The organism is Neoalteromonas flava, assembly GCF_002807685.1.
Lineage (GTDB): Bacteria > Pseudomonadota > Gammaproteobacteria > Enterobacterales > Alteromonadaceae > Alteromonas_E > Alteromonas_E flava.
The window spans coordinates 848,078-863,751 of the sequence record NZ_PEAX01000003.1 but is presented as its reverse complement, the minus strand read 5'-3'; the positions used below and the strand labels follow the sequence as shown (position 1 = coordinate 863,751).

The 15,674-nt window shown below is 43.8% G+C and carries 17 protein-coding genes; 9 read left to right on the top strand and 8 right to left on the bottom strand.

Annotated features, from left to right (window positions below):
• Positions 1-99 precede the first annotated feature (99 nt).
• Together CSH92_RS09860 and CSH92_RS09855 are read left to right on the top strand one after the other, a co-directional pair.
• Positions 100-1,182: a sensor histidine kinase gene (locus tag CSH92_RS09860; protein ID WP_100657410.1), complete on the top strand. Its 1,083-nt coding sequence runs from the start codon at positions 100-102 to the stop codon at positions 1,180-1,182.
• On the top strand, positions 1,175-2,002 hold the full coding sequence (locus CSH92_RS09855; RefSeq protein WP_100657409.1) for a LytR/AlgR family response regulator transcription factor: 828 nt from the start codon (positions 1,175-1,177) through the stop codon (positions 2,000-2,002). Before CSH92_RS09860 ends, CSH92_RS09855 begins: the two co-directional genes overlap by 8 nt.
• Positions 2,003-2,008: 6 nt before the next feature.
• On the opposite strand, the gene CSH92_RS09850 is transcribed toward CSH92_RS09855, so the two are convergent.
• A complete protein-coding gene (locus CSH92_RS09850) occupies positions 2,009-3,007 on the bottom strand; it encodes an ATP-dependent 6-phosphofructokinase (protein ID WP_100657408.1) in 999 nt (332 codons plus the stop codon).
• A 190-nt stretch (positions 3,008-3,197) separates the two neighbouring features.
• Here CSH92_RS09850 and CSH92_RS09845 point away from each other — a divergent pair, with 190 nt between their 5' ends.
• Complete coding sequence (locus tag CSH92_RS09845) at positions 3,198-4,034, top strand: DUF6279 family lipoprotein (protein ID WP_100657407.1); 837 nt, start codon at positions 3,198-3,200, stop codon at positions 4,032-4,034.
• A gap of 5 nt (positions 4,035-4,039) precedes the next feature.
• Entirely contained in the window at positions 4,040-4,999 is a 960-nt protein-coding gene (locus CSH92_RS09840) for a DMT family transporter (protein WP_240612772.1), read from the top strand.
• On the opposite strand, the gene CSH92_RS09835 is transcribed toward CSH92_RS09840, so the two are convergent.
• Entirely contained in the window at positions 4,996-5,271 is a 276-nt protein-coding gene (locus CSH92_RS09835) for a hypothetical protein (protein ID WP_100657516.1), read from the bottom strand. The two genes, CSH92_RS09840 and CSH92_RS09835, sit on opposite strands and share 4 nt — an antisense overlap.
• Before the next feature lie 5 nt (positions 5,272-5,276).
• Positions 5,277-6,926 (bottom strand): response regulator, encoded by a 1,650-nt coding sequence (locus tag CSH92_RS09830; protein ID WP_100657406.1) that lies wholly within the window; start codon positions 6,924-6,926, stop codon positions 5,277-5,279.
• A gap of 120 nt (positions 6,927-7,046) precedes the next feature.
• Here CSH92_RS09830 and CSH92_RS09825 point away from each other — a divergent pair, with 120 nt between their 5' ends.
• The 4 genes from CSH92_RS09825 to CSH92_RS09810 all read left to right on the top strand — a co-directional run bounded on the left by CSH92_RS09825 (position 7,047) and on the right by CSH92_RS09810 (position 10,009).
• Positions 7,047-7,532, top strand: a complete 486-nt coding sequence (locus tag CSH92_RS09825; RefSeq protein ID WP_100657405.1) for a VC2046/SO_2500 family protein — start codon at positions 7,047-7,049, stop codon at positions 7,530-7,532.
• A gap of 84 nt (positions 7,533-7,616) precedes the next feature.
• On the top strand, positions 7,617-8,606 hold the full coding sequence (trhO, locus tag CSH92_RS09820; RefSeq protein WP_100657404.1) for an oxygen-dependent tRNA uridine(34) hydroxylase TrhO: 990 nt from the start codon (positions 7,617-7,619) through the stop codon (positions 8,604-8,606).
• Positions 8,607-8,778: 172 nt separating this feature from the next.
• The gene (locus CSH92_RS09815; protein ID WP_100657403.1) at positions 8,779-9,024 is read left to right on the top strand and encodes an EF-hand domain-containing protein; all 246 of its coding nucleotides are present in this window, start codon (positions 8,779-8,781) and stop codon (positions 9,022-9,024) included.
• 127 nt (positions 9,025-9,151) lie between these two features.
• Positions 9,152-10,009 (top strand): AraC family transcriptional regulator, encoded by an 858-nt coding sequence (locus CSH92_RS09810; RefSeq protein ID WP_100657402.1) that lies wholly within the window; start codon positions 9,152-9,154, stop codon positions 10,007-10,009.
• 33 nt (positions 10,010-10,042) lie between these two features.
• On the opposite strand, the gene CSH92_RS09805 is transcribed toward CSH92_RS09810, so the two are convergent.
• The 3 genes from CSH92_RS09805 to CSH92_RS09795 all read right to left on the bottom strand — a co-directional run bounded on the left by CSH92_RS09805 (position 10,043) and on the right by CSH92_RS09795 (position 12,897).
• On the bottom strand, positions 10,043-11,383 hold the full coding sequence (locus CSH92_RS09805; RefSeq protein WP_100657515.1) for a DEAD/DEAH box helicase: 1,341 nt from the start codon (positions 11,381-11,383) through the stop codon (positions 10,043-10,045).
• A gap of 147 nt (positions 11,384-11,530) precedes the next feature.
• Entirely contained in the window at positions 11,531-12,187 is a 657-nt protein-coding gene (locus CSH92_RS09800; protein ID WP_100657401.1) for a CoA transferase subunit B, read from the bottom strand.
• 11 nt (positions 12,188-12,198) lie between these two features.
• The gene (locus CSH92_RS09795) at positions 12,199-12,897 is read right to left on the bottom strand and encodes a CoA transferase subunit A (protein WP_100657514.1); all 699 of its coding nucleotides are present in this window, start codon (positions 12,895-12,897) and stop codon (positions 12,199-12,201) included.
• Positions 12,898-13,157: 260 nt separating this feature from the next.
• Between CSH92_RS09795 and CSH92_RS09790 the strand changes: the two genes are divergently transcribed.
• Positions 13,158-14,045: a LysR family transcriptional regulator gene (locus tag CSH92_RS09790; protein WP_240612771.1), complete on the top strand. Its 888-nt coding sequence runs from the start codon at positions 13,158-13,160 to the stop codon at positions 14,043-14,045.
• Position 14,046: 1 nt separating this feature from the next.
• On the opposite strand, the gene CSH92_RS09785 is transcribed toward CSH92_RS09790, so the two are convergent.
• Both CSH92_RS09785 and CSH92_RS09780 read right to left on the bottom strand, forming a co-directional pair.
• On the bottom strand, positions 14,047-14,814 hold the full coding sequence (locus CSH92_RS09785; protein ID WP_100657399.1) for a hypothetical protein: 768 nt from the start codon (positions 14,812-14,814) through the stop codon (positions 14,047-14,049).
• 62 nt (positions 14,815-14,876) lie between these two features.
• Complete coding sequence (locus tag CSH92_RS09780) at positions 14,877-15,560, bottom strand: sensor histidine kinase (RefSeq protein ID WP_100657398.1); 684 nt, start codon at positions 15,558-15,560, stop codon at positions 14,877-14,879.
• Between the last annotated feature and the right edge of the window lie 114 nt (positions 15,561-15,674).

Genomic DNA, 15,674 nt, shown 5'->3' with positions numbered 1-15,674 from the left:
TCCAATCTGCGACCAGTCGATGCGTTGATACGACCAGCGCATCTTTTCTCTAGTAAATTACTCTTATAATCGAGTTATGTTTTCCAAGAAGTTTCTATTGTGAGCCGCTGGCAAAAGTTATTTGATAATAATGAGCGTCTTTTTTGGGCCTTGCATTCAGCTGGTTGGGCGGGTTTTGCCATTGTTTACTACATTGGCTCATTCCTCCACGACATGCGCGCGATTTGGTTATTCATTATTGTGCTCAATGCTTATGCTGGTTGGTTGTTAACCATTCCTTTACGCTACGTGTTCCGTTGGGCGCGACAACAATCCATTGTTAAAATGCTGACCGCAGTTACAGTGTCTAGCTATCTTGTTGCTTTGGTGTGGGCCGTAGTTAAAAACATCAATTACTGGGAAATATACAAGCACGGGTATCGCCCTGAAGAGTGGTATATGTATACCGCCAATACAATTAATTCATTGATTATGATTGTGTGCTGGGGGGGCTTGTATTTCGGGATTAAAAATTTCCAAATGTTGCAAAAAGAAAAGCAACTCGCGTTAAAAGCTACGACTATGGCGCACCAGGCGCATATTCGAATGCTGCGTTACCAGCTTAACCCGCACTTTTTATTTAATACGCTAAACGCGATTTCTACTTTGATCCTGATGAAGGAAAATACTACCGCCGAGACTATGGTCACCAGGTTGAGTAATTTTTTACGCTACTCGCTTGATAATGATCCCATTAAGCGGGTGCCGCTAGCTCAAGAAATACAAGCATTGCGTTTATACTTAGATATCGAAAAGGTACGTTTCGATGAACGGTTAACCGTAAATTGGGAGATAGAACCACGCTGTGAAATGGCTTTGGTTCCAAGCATGATATTGCAACCGTTGATCGAAAATGCGATTAAGTACGCTATTTCTAAGATGAGTAAGGACGGCGTTATCACTATTCATGCGCGTGTTTTTGGTAGCGACCTGTTGCTTGATGTGGCAGACAATGGTCCAGGGGCAGAAATTAAACAGGGTAAACTAGCCAGAGAGAATGGTGTTGGTCTGCCGAATATTCGTGAAAGATTGCATTCGCTGTACGGCAAGAATTTTTCGTTTGTTATTGCCAATAATCAACCTAAGGGCCTGCGGGTTAGCATTCGTATTCCCTTTGAGGTAAAGGAAGCTGATAATGAGTAACAATGCATTACAGGTAATGATCGTTGATGATGAGCCGCTCGCTCGTCAGGGATTGAAACTTCGTCTGCAGGCACACGATGATGTAGATATCGTAGGTGAATGTAGTAACGGTTTAGATGCGGTTGCTATGATCCCTCAGAAGCGTCCAGATCTGGTATTTCTCGATATTCAAATGCCAGAACTCAATGGTTTTCAGGTTATTCAGAAGTTGCGTGACCTGCGCCAACCCATGCCTCTGATCATATTTGTTACTGCCTATGATAGTTACGCGATTAAGGCATTTGATATTCATGCTTTAGATTATGTGCTGAAACCTATTGATGATGTGCGGCTGGAAAAGGCACTAAGTAAAGTTCGTGATGTTTTAGCGCGTGAACAGAGCCAATCGAATACCGATAAGTTAGTGAGTTTAGTTGCCGACCTTACTGGTGATGATTGTGAGGAAATCTTACGTAAATTAGCTGCTGGTGAGTCAGTGGAAACATCTCCTTACCCTGATGTGATGTCAATAAAGGATGGCTCAGAAGTAACTCGCGTGCCTGTTGCGGATATTCAGTGGGTAGATGCTGCTGGCGATTACATGTGTGTGCATGCTCGAGACGGCATGCATATCATGCGTAAAACCATGAAAGAGTTGGAACAAGCGCTGAATCCCAAGATGTTTATTCGGGTGCATCGTTCTGCGATAGTTAACATAAATTTTGTCAAAAAGCTGGTTAGCCATGTGAGTGGTGAATACCACTTAATCTTGCACAACGACACTGAATTGAAAGTCAGTCGAAGTCATCGTGACCGGGTCAAAGCTGCGATGGATTTGTAACCCGAGCTACTCAGTAGTTGCATTCACAAGTTGGCGCATGGTCTGCACGCAAAAGTCTTCTAACGGCTTTTGCTGTTGCCAAGTATGCTCCAGAGGTACTGCAACCGGCGCGCCATTTACCTCACCAATCATTACTCCGGTTTTGCCAAGACTAATCGCCCGAACGGCCTCGGCGCCTAATTTGCTGGCTAAAATCCGATCTTGCGGAACAGGAGAACCACCGCGTTGTACATGACCTAGTATGACCGGACGGACTTCGCTACCGGTGCGAGTTTCAAGAGCTTGAACAAGTTTACCAACGCCACCTGGCCACACATTTTCTGCGACAACTACGATGTAACTGATACTGCCGTGGGTTTTTCTGCGGTAGTCTAATTCACTGATCATGGCTTGCAGAGCATGCTCTTCTGATTGAAACAACTCAGGTACGATGACATGATCAGACGCCGAGGCCAGGGCAGCGTTTAACGCAATAAAACCTGCATGACGGCCCATGACTTCGACTAAAAATATGCGTTCAAATGCATCCGCGGTGTCGCGAACTTTATCGATTGAACTTACCGCAGTTTCAATCGCGGTGTAATACCCTATGGTTGCATCCGTGCCGAAAATATCATTATCAATGGTGCCAGGGAGGCCGATAATTTGGCCCGACCAAAATTGGCTAAGGTGGTGAGCACCACGAAATGAACCATCACCCCCAATGACAACTAAAGCATCAATATTCGCTGCCTGAAGATTTACTGCTGCTAATTTGCCTGCTTCAGCTGTTTTAAACTCCAAGCAACGAGCACTGTGTAGCACCGTTCCACCGCGTTGGATAAGATTGTGCATATCCTGCGCTTTCATCGGTTTTAGTTGTTGTTGTAACAAGCCGTTGTAACCATGCAGGTAGCCCATTGCTTGAAAGCCATGTTGTTCACAGGCGAGTACCACTGCTCGAATACAGGCATTCATGCCGGGGGCGTCACCACCCGATGTTAAAACAGCAACTTTTTTTATCAATGCAGGAATCCTTTTACTGAATATTGGTCGTACCTAACATACAAGCTACTTAAGCATTCTACATTTGGCAAGTTACATTCGCTTACACTCTGTCCAAGTGCAAGTGAGAATAAATTTTGTAAACTGCTAGCAATTGCAGTCCCATGACAAATGACTGTTATGGTTTTTTTTTCAGAGGAGTTTCCTGTTCATGCGCCACTGGCTATTAATTGGCATAACCCTAATTTTTATAAGCGGATGTTCGTCTAAATTTGCTTACAACAACTTAGATTGGTTGGTTTATTGGTATGTTGATGACTACATCGAATTAACGGACCAGCAAGAAAGTATCTTCGATGAAAAACTCCATGATTGGCTCAAATGGCACCGTCAACAAGAATTGGCAGTCTATGTCGAACATTTACAGCTAGTTAAGCAAACCGCGTTAGGCAGCGAATTAACGCCGGAGCAAATTACTGCGCAAATTGATATTGCACAGCAACATTGGGAGCGGCTGCGTGACAGGTTAGTACCTGAATTGGCAAATATGGCCACCACGCTCAGTGACGAACAAGTCGTTTATTTATTTGCCGCGTTGGAAAAAGAGAACCAAAAACGCGAAGAAAAACGAGCCGAATTAACCGATGAGGAGCGGCTTGAACAGCGACAAGATGATTTGGTCGAAGACGTTGAAGAAATGATTGGACGTCTTACTGACGAGCAAGAACAAATTGTAATGCTGTATGCGCCTAGTTATCAATCCAGCTATGAAGATTGGATCGCTTATCGTCGAACTGTTCAACAAGCTGCCCGTTCCTTGTTTGCTGGAAGGAAGGAAAACCCTAATTTTGTGCAAGACTTACAAGCATTGATGCTGGCTCCAGAGCAATTTCGTAGTGAAAGACAATTAGAAGTTCAAGAGCATAACCGTCGTTTGTACTCGACGATGATTGCTGAGATCCACAGTACGTTGACTGATAAGCAAAAACGCAAGCTTGCGAAAGAAATTAGCGCTATCATTGCCGACCTTGAGGACTTGATGAGCTAATTTGCTTGAGCAATACAACAATCGACCATTCAGTAGTCGCTATAAAATCTCAGGTAACACGACCTGGGCTCGGTTTCATACTCGCTTTCACTACGGCTGTGCTGTGGGGAGTATTGCCGATATTTCTCAAACTCTGTTTGATGGTGATGGACAGTGCGACAATAACAGCATACCGCTTTTACTCAGCGGCACTCGTAGTGCTAGCTATATTGGTCTTGCGTAGACAAGTGCCAACACGCGCTATGTTGTCGAGAAAAGGGTGGTGGATGCTTTTTGTTGCCACCGTTTTACTGGTGTTGAATTACGTTACTAGTGCTCACGCACTGAATTTTTTAAATCCTGAATCAGCCCAAGTTCTAATGCAGATTGCGCCATTTATGCTGATGTTAGGTGGCGTTTATCTGTACAAGGAAGTTTTTACACGGCAGCAAAAAGTTGGCGCCATCCTGTTGTTTATAGGGCTGGTTTTGTTCTTTAATCAGCGTTTGCCGCAAATCATTAATTCTTCGCATGAGAGTCCATACGGTTTATTTTTGATCATTTTTGCAGCGGCTTGTTGGGCAGCCTACGCACTTTTTCAAAAACCTTTACTGTCTTCGATTTCGGCGCGCCAGTTAACATTTTTCATCTATATTTTCGGTGGCTCGCTGCTATTACCACTAACCACACCTACTAGTGTATTTGCAATGTCAGCATTGCAATTTGGCGCACTGGTTTTTTGCTGCGCAAATACTTTAATAGCGTATGGCGCGTTTACTTATGCTATGGGGATTTGGGAAGCCTCTAAAGTTAGTGCAGTTATCGCCATTGCGCCATTATTCACTATTATTTCGTCTGAAATAGCGATCCGACTGTGGCCAAACGTGTTCGTTAGCAGCGAATTAGATACGTTAGCCTACGTGGGCGCATTTTGTGTGGTTAGTGGAAGTATGCTTGCCTCTTTAGGCCGGCGGACGAAACGTTAATTCTCGCGGTTGCCTATAGGCTTTTGATCACCTTTGCAAATCGTATCGTAACCATCGCGATAGTAACGTAAATCGACACATTCACTGTCGTACCGTTTGCGCGCAGTTAACGCTTGTTGTGGATATCTGTCATCACGCATGATTCGAGCGAGCTCTTGGCACGTTGCTTCTTGGCGTTGTACTTCGAGGATATCCTCACAGGGTTGCTTAGAACTGCACCCTGAAATGAGTAGGGTACTTAACATACTGCTTAGCAGCAGGGTAAAACGCATAGTCATCATCCGTTTTCAATGTAGGGTTTAAGGTCCGCAGTTAACGCATCAAGTTTTTGCTGATGCATGTCACGAAGAGGAATGCTGTTAACTAATTTATAGACATCTCTGAGCTCTTTTACCAATTTACTGTCGGGTTTTCTTTGCATATCTAACAATTTGATCAGACTTTGGATCAGGTTTAGTGCCACGCCGATATTTACTGGGGCAAGCAATTGCGCGGCGCGGAAACTTGCTGCGGCAGTTTCATATTTACCATCGCGATAGGCATCTATGCCCGTCTTGTTATGGACCTTGTAAGCCTCCCGTCGCTCATTGTCTTGCGCCTGTTCATCAAGCATCGATTGCACATTAGGATCGATCTCTAAGTCAGAATCCTCAAGCAGGCGAGTTAGTTTTTCGGCTTCTTCAAAATCACCAATGTCAGCCATAACGAGAATACTATCGGCGGCCAATTTAAGTGGAAAATCGGAAAAATTTTCTTCAATCTTTATTTGGGCTTCTTCAATGAGTTGCTTGGCTTGAATACTCTTACCATCAATTGCACTAATCCGTGCGTTTATGATCGTTTCGAACAGACTGTAATCAAATTGCTCATCACCACGGGTAAATACATCGTCACGCTTACTTCGTTGCAGGGTAAGTAATGCTTCTTGCTGATAGCGATTTTGTACTTTCTTTTCTTCAGCGTGTTCTGCTACATCTAACAAACTGCGCACGTAATTACTAAAGTGAGTTACATCGCGGTGCATGGAACGTTTACTGATTTGCCAAATCGCTAAGCAACATTCTTTGGCAAACTCTCTGTCGCCATTAACTCGACCAATTTGCGCAGCAAGATACTGGCGCTGCATAGATAAAGGCGCAATGCTAATGGCCTGTTTGATATCCACCAATGCTTGTTCATGTTCTGCTTGCAAGGTGTGGGCTAGCGCCAAAATGTCAAAAGCTTCGACATAAAATCGATTGGATTCAATGAGTTGTTCGGCCAGTGCTATTGCAGGTTCTGGTTGCTCTAGTCCGATTAAGCCGCGAGCCAAAGCAACTTGTGCCCATTTAACCGGACGCGCAGCATTGACACTTTCTGCTAAAGCAACAGCGTCAGCATACTGTTCATTGCGTAAGTACAGGCTACACAGCAGTTTTAAGCAATTATTACGATAGTGGAGTTTGCCTTTGAGTAGGTCTTGAGATTGATTGATCGCTTGCTCAATATCGTCTTCGTCAATTAGATTATAAACATCTGCAAGCTCCATGCGCTTGTGAAACGCACGGTTCAACCGGGTTTTTAATTGAATTTGTGAAAAGGGTTTAACTAAATAGTCATCGGGTTCTTTTTCGATGGTACCTAATACTTTATGGCGAGTACTGTCTGAACTAATAACTAACATTACCGATGAGGGTTTTACCCATTTGCGCGCACGCAATTCTTCGATCAGCTCATAGCCATTTTTTTTGTCTTGTCCAAGGTGGATATCACTGACTATAAAATCAAATTTTTCTTTGCGGCATAAGGCTAATGCAGTTTCAGCATTTTGTGCGATGGCGACTGATTTTGCCCCTAACGAATTTAATAATCCGCGTAACATGATCAGAAATGGCCGTTGATCTTCGACAACCAAAAAGCGTTTTTTAGTGTAATTAATGATATCCATAAACCAACGTATACAGCGCGTATCAATTTGAATAGTTAATCAAAGCGCAGCTAAAGGCAAGTTGTAGAATACAATTCTCTTGCCGATAACCTTCGTAAATGCCTTTCACTCGTGAGTAACATGTCGTCACCAACCGCGTTGGAATCCATAGTTCAGCGTGACCCAGAATACACTGGGCAGGTGAGCCGTGCCTTACACAGTGGTCATGATTTCGGCTTTTATCTGGCGCAGTTGAATACCCAAATAACGGAGCGTCTGCGTATTCAGTCAGACTCACTGGACGAGTCGGCCCACACCAACGCTGACAAGCCGCCTCACTATTATCGCCACTCTGCATTGCAAGCTAAAGATGAAGATTTTCAAGCTGTGGCTCAGTCTGCACAACTTTTACAACGTCAAAACCGAGCAGATTTGTTGCTCTGGATGTGTCTGCATCCTGACCCATTGTCGTTGCACAATGACAGTAAGCGAATTGATCCTGAAGTGATTGCTAATTGCGAATTACATGCGCAAAGACGTCAACAAGAAAAGCTTGAAAATAAGCTGATGCAATTCGCTCCCAACTTAGCCGAGATCATTCCCCAAAGCCAAGCCGCCTTAGCCTGATTTGATTTTTACACCACATTTGCGTATAGTCCGCGCCGCATTTTGCCCTGGTTTTACGTTCCAAATCGCAAAAGGAAAAATTAAATGTCTATTACTGTATGCGCGTTATACAAGTTCGTAACGCTGGATAATTACCAAGAACTTCGTCAGCCTCTTCTTGATGTGATGCTTAAACATGACATTAAAGGGACCTTGCTATTAGCCCTTGAGGGGATCAACGGTACTGTTTCGGGATCTTCTGAAAACATTCAAGCTTTACTTGATTGGCTCAATAACGATGCGCGCTTAGCTCCGATCTCTTTTAAAACTAGCTTGCATTCTGATCAGCCGTTTTATCGCACCAAAGTTAAATTGAAGAAAGAAATCGTTACTTTAGGTGTCGAAGGTATCGATCCGCGCAAAACTGTAGGCACATACGTTAAACCAGCAGATTGGAATACGTTGATTTCAGACCCTGAAGTAACAGTGATTGATACTCGCAATGACTATGAAATTGAAATTGGCACGTTCAAAAACGCGATTAATCCGAACACTGAATCATTTCGAGAGTTTCCGCAGTATGTAAAGGAAAACCTCGATCCAAATAAACACAAGAAAGTAGCTATGTTTTGCACCGGTGGGATCCGCTGTGAAAAATCCACTGCCTACTTAAAAGAGCAGGGTTTTGAAGAAGTCTATCACTTAGAAGGCGGTATCCTGCAGTATTTGGAAGATGTACCGCAGCAGGACTCATTGTGGGAAGGTGATTGTTTCGTTTTTGATAATCGCGTTGCTGTGAATCATCAATTAGAAAAAAGTGTATATGATCAATGTTATGCATGTCGTTTGCCGATAACTGAAGCTGATAAGCAAAGCGAGCAATTTGAGGCAGGTGTTAGCTGTCCTAAATGTTACGGTACGCATACAGAAGAGCAAATAGAGCGCTTCCGTGAGCGTGAAAAACAAGTGCAATTGGCTATGGCTAGAAATGAAGCGCATGTTGGTAGTGACGCTCGAATAGCGACCAAGCAACGTAGGCAACAAAAAGCCGCAGAGCGACGCGCGCAAAAGCAAGCACTGGGTAAGGCGTACTAAAGCGGAAAACGCTAGCGCTTTGTTGCCGCATGAATCAATGTGACTTAATGCGGCAATAAAAGTGTTTTTTCTCACCACAGTATGCGTGGTCGGTCGGCAAGGTAAACGTAGACAACTCATGCCAATCAGCGATACACTCAAGACAGAAATGTAAATTCGTCAAAGTAGTACTATGTCAGAAAAACAATTGTCCCCAGAACAAGTTGAAGAAATTCGGAAAGAGTTCGAATTCTTCGATAAAGATAACAATGGTCAGATCGATTTACCCGAATTTATCGAGTTATTAACGGTTATATCGCCTAAAACCAAGGCCAGTCATGTGAAAGAGGGATTTGACCTGATCGATGACAATCATGATGGGTTTATCGATTTCGCGGAGTTTCTTGATTGGTGGCAAGAAGGTTGGTGGGAATACTAAGAAAGGCGCGAAAGCGCCTTTTTTTATGCACTTAAGGCTCCTACAAGCAATTGCGCAATTTCAATCAAGATAAGCCAGCCCATGATCAACTAGCATAGCCTCAGTTTTTCGAATGTAGTGATTTAGTATGAACAATGTGGAACAGCGAATTCAGCAGACCTGTGATTTTATTGCCAACAATCTCGATGTTTCTCATTCACTTGATTCGCTCAGTGAATTTGCTTGCTACTCAAAGTTTCATTTTCATCGCGCGTTTAAAGCCCACACGGGCTTGAGTCTAACCAGGTACATACTTTTGCTTCGGCTCCGTAGGGCGTCATTTCGAATCGCCTTCGAAAAACAACTCAATCTTTTAGAAATCGGTTTTGAAGCAGGCTTTGATAGCGCAGAAGCATTTACCCGGGCGTTTCAACGCGAGGTAGGAGAACTTCCTAGCGTATTTAGACAAGATCCCAATTGGGCTAATTGGCATCAGCGCTTACATATGCAGCCAAGACCTACTACAACGAGGCATAATATGAACGTTGCAATTAAGCAAATTGACACGATACCCATTGCGTATTTAACTCACTTAGGTTCACCGCAGACGGTATTACAGACTGCGGGTAAATTTATCGAATGGAGAAAAGAATCCGGCCTATCCCCAGTAAAACAAAGTCGCACATTTGGGATCCCTTACAGTGATCCAGAAACGACTCCGGCAGATGAATTCCGCTGGGATGTGTGTGGTTCAGTAACAAGCTCAATACCTGATAATCGCTATGGGGTAAAAAATGGTGCTATTGCAGCTGGACGTTATGCGGTGCTGCAGCATCAAGGAAGTCATGCAGGATTAAATGAAAAAATATGGTATTTGTTTGATACGTGGTTACCACAAAACAATGAAGAGCCGGGGAATCATCCGATTGTATTTGAATATTTAAACTTTGTATTCGAGGTCGATGAGCACGACTTACTGACTGATATCTATCTACCACTGAAATAACCAAACAAGGGAGCAGTAGGTCAAAGGATTGACTTACTCGTTTGGATCACTATCTACGGGAAGGGATGATTTAGGTTTACGTTTCAACGGTGCATCACCAATTTCCTTGCCCAACATACTATTGACTCGCTTTTGCTTTTTGGCTGTATTGCGTTGCGTTGGTTGAGTGGATGACTTTTTGCGCTTTTTATGACTGTCTGCAGGTTTACGTTGCTGTAAATCATAGCCTTTGAATTCTGCTGTTAACTCAACATATTCAAGCTTAGCGATTTCATAGTCCAACAACGCTCTTATAGCAGTGAAACTTCGCCAATCTCTTGGTCCAACAAATGATAAACTCTCTCCCGAGCGACCCGCTCGACCTGTACGGCCGATACGGTGAATATATTCTTCTGGGTGTTTGGGTAAATCAAAGTTGATCACTAATTCCACACGGGGTAAATCCAATCCGCGGCTGGCGACGTCTGTACAAACCAATATCGTATGCTGCCCGCGAGAAAATGCGTTCATTACATTGGCACGTTGATTTTGTGCTAACTCAGCGTTTAAGGCTACAGCGTCAAACCCTTGTGTATTCAATTCCTTGGCGAGGCGCTCAGTGTCTTCTCGGGTGGCGACAAATGTAATTGCTTGGTCATGTGGATGCTGTTTTAGTGCGTGCATGAGTAGCTGTTCTTTGTGCTCTACTGAGTCAGCAAAGATATAATTCTGCTGAATGTCAGCGTGTTGCTCTGTCGCACTACCAACCACAATTTTACTTGGCGCATTCAGTAATTTCTGCGCTAGTTTGTCGACTGCCAGTTCGCCAATGGTGGCGGAAAACATCATCGTTTGCCGCTTGCGATGGTCGGCGAAGCGATCGATCAAAAGCAATTGTTGATGAAAGCCCAAGTCGAGCATGCGGTCCGCTTCATCAAGGATTAATAGCTCTAAACCATTGATAAAGAAAGAGCGACTTTCTAGATGATCAGCGATTCTCCCAGCTGTACCAACGATAATATGCGGTGATTTGCGCAATGTTTTGATTTGATCATTGTAGTTCTCACCGCCGACAATGAGTTGGCAATTTATCGGTAAGCCAGCGGTCAACCATTTAGCTTCACTGAATACTTGTTTGGCCAATTCTCGCGTTGGGGCAAGGATCAGTACGCGGGGATCCTGTTTACTTAAGGCTCTGTTTCGCAACAATCGTTGCACAGTAGGAACAAGAAACGCCAACGTTTTCCCGGAGCCTGTTTTCGAAGATGCAATGATATCATTGCCTTTAAGGGCAGGGGCAATAACCCGACTTTGGATCTCAGTTAACTCGGTTAATTTTTTACTTTCGAGTGATTTTAATAAACGGTGATCTAAAGGTAGGTCAGAAAATAACAAGTGCATGCCCTCATGTGAATGCTGGCATTATCGCTGATTGTGAGTAAAAACGATAGTAATAACGAGTTGTTGGTGTATGTTTACAGCAAGTTCAACCCATAGACCACGTGAAGGTTCACGTGGTCTATATGATAGTTTTATTGGCGATTAAAACTGCATTTCAGGCACGTGATCGGGTATCACTAATTTACCTGCTGTTTTCGCTTTTATTTCATCAATACTAACGCCAGGCGCCCGCTCAGTCAGGTGGAACGCACCATCAGCCACCTTAAGCACTGCTAAGTCAGTGATTATCCGAGTAATGCAATTGACTCCTGTTAATGGCAATGTGCACTCACTCAATAGCTTCGAGTTCCCGTGTTTATCAGCATGAGTCATCGTTACAATAATGTTCTTCGCACCAGCAACTAGGTCCATTGCTCCGCCCATGCCCTTAACTAACTTATTGGGGATCATCCATGATGCGATATTTCCGTGAACATCAACTTCAAATGCGCCCAGTACAGTAAAGTCAACATGACCGCCACGGATCATCGCGAAACTCTCGGCTGAACTGAAAATTGACGCCCCCTGAATTGCTGTCACTGTCTCTTTTCCAGCGTTGATCATATCAGCGTCGACTTGCTCTTCAGTTGGGTAAGGGCCCATACCTAACAAGCCATTTTCCGATTGCAACATAACCGCAATGTCCTTTGGAACATAGTTGGCAGCAAGCGTCGGTATACCAATGCCAAGATTGACATAATCACCGTCTTTAAACTCACTGGCAACGCGCATAGCAATTTGATCTCTGGTTAATGCCATAGTTGATTCTCCTACTTAGCTAAAACGCGACGTTCGATGCGTTTTTCAAATACACCTTTGATCACGCGTTGCACATAAATACCTGGCGTATGAATCTGGGCTGGTTCTAATTCGCCTGGCTCTACAATTTCTTCGGCTTCCACAACCGTAATCTTACCAGCTGTAGCTGCCATTGGATTGAAGTTCTGGGCGGTATGACGATAGACACAGTTACCATACCGGTCGGCTTTCCAAGCACGAACAATGGCAAAGTCGCCAGTTATCGACTCTTCAAGTATGTAGGGGCGACCATTAAATTCTTTTACTTCTTTGCCTTCTCCGACGGGGGTACCATATCCTGTCGCAGTATAAAAGGCAGGAATACCGGCACCGCCAGCACGCATTTTTTCAGCGAGTGTTCCTTGTGGCGTTAATTCAACTTCCAGTTCACCATTTAGTAGCTGCTGTTCAAACAAGGCGTTCTCTCCAACATAAGAAGACACCATTTTTTTTATCTGCTTGTCTTCCAGAAGTATCCCTAAACCAAAATCGTCAACACCACAGTTATTAGAAACGACGGTAAGGCCTTTAACGCCCAATCGCTTTATTTCTGCGATTAGACCTTCTGGGATGCCACACAAGCCGAAGCCGCCTGCGATAACGGTCATGTTATCGGTAAGGCCTTGCATTGCTTCGGCGTAGCTAGTGACTACTTTGTTAAATCCTGCCATGTGGGTACTCATTAGTTGTTAATAAGACCGTTAGTATTAAACAGCTTGTTAACAAAGTGAAATTACATTAATGTCTCAATTAATAAAAAATATCTATTAATAGATGACTAATGTTAGTTCCGCTTAATATCCATTTTACTGCGGTGTGAACCAATAGTAGACGACGAAAAGTGCGACTATTGGTTGAAATTACAACGTTGGTTTACCACCTAATAAAACGCTGAGATTCCAGATTACATCATCGTTAGAGTATTTAATTGATGCTTAACCTTAAGACCTTACAGGCCTTTATAACTTTGGCCGACTCTAAAACCTTCGCAGAGGCAGCAGATAAGCTACATATAACGCAACCAGCACTTTCTAGTAGCATTAAAAGACTTGAAGAGTCGCTAGGGGGGAGGCTATTTGCGCGCACGACGCGAACTGTTAGTTTAACCAGTGAAGGTAAAACTTTTTTGCCTGCAGCGAAACGTTTATGTGTTGACTGTGACAATGTACTACTGGATATACAACGTTTGTTTGCAGTAAAGCAGGGGAGTTTAACTGTTGCGGCCATGCCATCCTTTGCTGAGGGTGCTCTGCCGCCACTCATAAAGCAATTTAACCGTGACTTTCCAAATATTCGATTCCGCATTCTTGATGTAGTCATGGAATCAGTAATTGATTGCGTGCTGTCTGGGCGCACTGAAATAGGGTTTAGTTTTGAACCTGAGCATGAAGAAGGGCTTATCTTTGAACCTTTGTTTGAGGACAAATTTATTGCGATCGTATCCGCTGAACATTCATTAGCGTCGCGTAAATCTCTTAGCTGGGCGACAATATTGCAGCAGCCCTTTATCGCCATGAACCGAGACTCTAGTGTACGCTTGTGGTTGCAGGAAGTCGCAGACCGTTTAAACCTCCCGATTAACTTAATCGCTGAAGCCAATCAATTGAGCACTGTTGGGCAACTGGTTACCACCGGAATGGGAGTATCCGTGGTGCCAATGCTTTGTCGTCGGCAAATGTTGGCAAAAGGATTAGTCTGTATTGAGCTGGAGGAGGATTTGCTGGTTAGACCCGTTGGCATGTTAAAAGCCAAGCGCGGCACTCTATCAGTGCCTGCACAGACTTTCTGGTTAGCGGTTAAAAATCAGCGAACTACGTGAATTACCACTTTTTCTTGGGAGCGAACAGTTCATCGAGATCATCGCGCTCTTGTTCTTTCTTCTTCGCTCGGTCCTGAGCATTGACGTTCTTCAGGTTATCTTGAATTTCTCGCAACATTTCAGACAGTTCAGCATGTCGATGTTGCATGTATTCATCTGGTTGGGTTTGTGCTTCTAATGCACCAATTGCCTTCTCAAAATATTGGCGTGCGGAGCCGAGCATATTAGAAGATAGTGCAGCTTTTCCCCGGCGAGCCAATGTTTCGACGTTAACACGGAGCTGCAAGCGCTCAAGCGTGCGGTCTTCATGCATGTACATTTGGGTATCGACTTTACCTTTACTATGTTCGCTGCGTAATAGCACCCGCAGTTTTTTAATTGCCTGGATCATTTGAATGATCAATTTATCGTTATCTGGCAGGGTAAATCCACTTTGATCGGGCGTTGAAGCATTAAGATCAATAGCTTGCACTCGAGCTTCTGCATCCTTAACACGTTGGCGTATCTCAGGCATGCTGGGGTTTAACTCAAGCATGATCCGCAATGCATTTTGTACCCGTTGTTGCATGACCCATACGAGTTTCGGCGAGATAGGAAACTGGCCGGCTGCCATAAGCACGTTTTCAGTTTCATCAATAATAGCTTTCTGTTTCGCTATTTCACTGCGCTTTTCCGCTTCAATTTTGGCTTTGTGTTGCTGGAATGCGTTAATCACTATCGCGATAACGACCAACGTTACAATTAATCCGACTATTATTCCGAACGTCATAGGCTCTCGTACTTCATTTATTTAGTGCACATAATTGCGCTTTGTTATTCTCGTTTGACAGTTTAGGGCAATTTAACTTGAAATACACTACCCCCGAAACGCCCACCATTACTTAGTGTTATTTCACCACGTTGCCCCTGGTTGGTGTGTGCATGCGCTATAAGACGTGCGAAGAAAATACCCAGGCCGGTTCGCCCCTGACTGACATTGACTTCTGCGAGATCAGAATGGCTCTGTTCTAGCATATGTTCAGGGTATCCGTCACCATCATCTTCAATCGTCACTACAAGTCTATTATCGACCACAGCTGCTGATAAATGAATTTGTTTGTTTCCGTAGCGCATCGCGTTAATCAATACATCGTTCAACAATAAATAGATAAGATCCTTATCAAAAAACCAACTGAGCGTTTCATCAAATTCGGCAGTAATTTCAATACCACGCTGTTGCCCATATGAATGATTTGCGCCCATTAATTCAGTGATCACATCGTCGACAATGTGTTCATCAACATTTATGGGTAGTCCGTTTAATTCAGCGCGATAAAGGGAGAGCATTTGAACCAGACCGGTGTTTAAACGCGCTGCTTCGTAGTGCACTTGGGATAAATATTCGCGCGCGTCGGGGTTTTCCGCTGGAATAACATCATCCATAGATTCCAAGGTTTGGATCAACAGATTCAGTGAATTTTTCATGTCGTGGACAGCGGCTGCGAGTACTGAAGAAAAGTCGATTTCTTTTGTCATGTTAAGCCCTTGTAGCAACTTTTGCTTATTCTAGTATCTTTGATCTTGAACTGTTTGCCTAATTTTTTTGCATAAAGCGACCATTTTTATCTACAATCAAAACTTGCGTTGTTT